Origin of the sequence: Microbispora siamensis (assembly GCF_016863095.1) — a bacterium.
Taxonomy (GTDB): Bacteria; Actinomycetota; Actinomycetes; order Streptosporangiales; family Streptosporangiaceae; genus Microbispora; species Microbispora siamensis.
In genome coordinates this window covers 1-897 of the sequence record NZ_BOOF01000129.1, presented here as the reverse complement: position 1 = coordinate 897, position 897 = coordinate 1, and the positions used below count along the sequence as shown (strand labels likewise).

1 pseudogene is annotated in these 897 nt (G+C 72.6%); it reads right to left on the bottom strand.

From position 1 onward, the window contains the following. Positions 1-845 (bottom strand): annotated as a pseudogene (locus Msi02_RS42775) (hypothetical protein); the annotation flags it as partial. Between the last annotated feature and the right edge of the window lie 52 nt (positions 846-897).

The window sequence follows — 897 nt, the reverse complement described above, 5'->3', positions numbered from 1 at the left end:
TCGAATCGGCCGTCGAGGGCGAGGCGGTTGGCCTGCCAGAGGGTGTGCTGGAAGCGTGGCCAGGGCAGGGGCAGGCGTTCCAGCAGTTGCTCGCACCGGGCGGCGGCCTGGTCGGCGCCGGCCAGATCGAACGCCTCCAGCCGGTTGTGGGTATGCATCATCTGGGCCAGCAGCTCGAACCCCGGCGCCTGCGCCCCGAGAGCCAGATCCTGCAGCTCAGTGGCGATGCCGGACAGCTCCTGCAGGTGCCGCGGCTGAGGCAGGGCCAGATGACGGGCGTTGAGCATCCGCATCAGCAGGTGAGGGTCACCCAACCGGCGGGCCATCTCCACCGCCTCACGCGACAGGGCATCGCACCGGGCATCACCGCTACCGTCGTACAACTCCTGGGCCAGCCCGCCCAGCAACCGCGCCCGCTCCGGGCTGTCGTCGCCGGGCAGGCGCTCCAGCACCGTCTGGAACCGGTGGACCAGCCGCAGTTCCACCGCCTCATACGGGTCGCGGGTGGTCCACAGGGCCGGGGCGTCCAGCGCGGTCAGCGCGGCGATGGTCAGGTCGGGGCGGTCGGGGACACGGTCGGCGGCGCGCACAGCCTCGGCCCTCACCCGCCGGGCCGCGATCGGATCACCGGCCTCCAGCAGCGCGCGAACCTGCCGCAGCAACAGCTCCACATGGGTGCCGGCGTCACCGGCGGCGGCGTCGTGGGCCCTGACCGCGCGGTCCCACCAGATCGCCGCCTCCTCATAGGCCAGACGCAGCGCCGCCTGTTCGGCCGCCGCACCGGCCCAGCGCACCGCCTCCTGGTAGGCCGCAGGACCGGCCTCCACCGCATGATGAGCGATCACCGCCACATCCGCTCCAGGCCGCGACGACAACGCGGACATAACCTCCCGATGG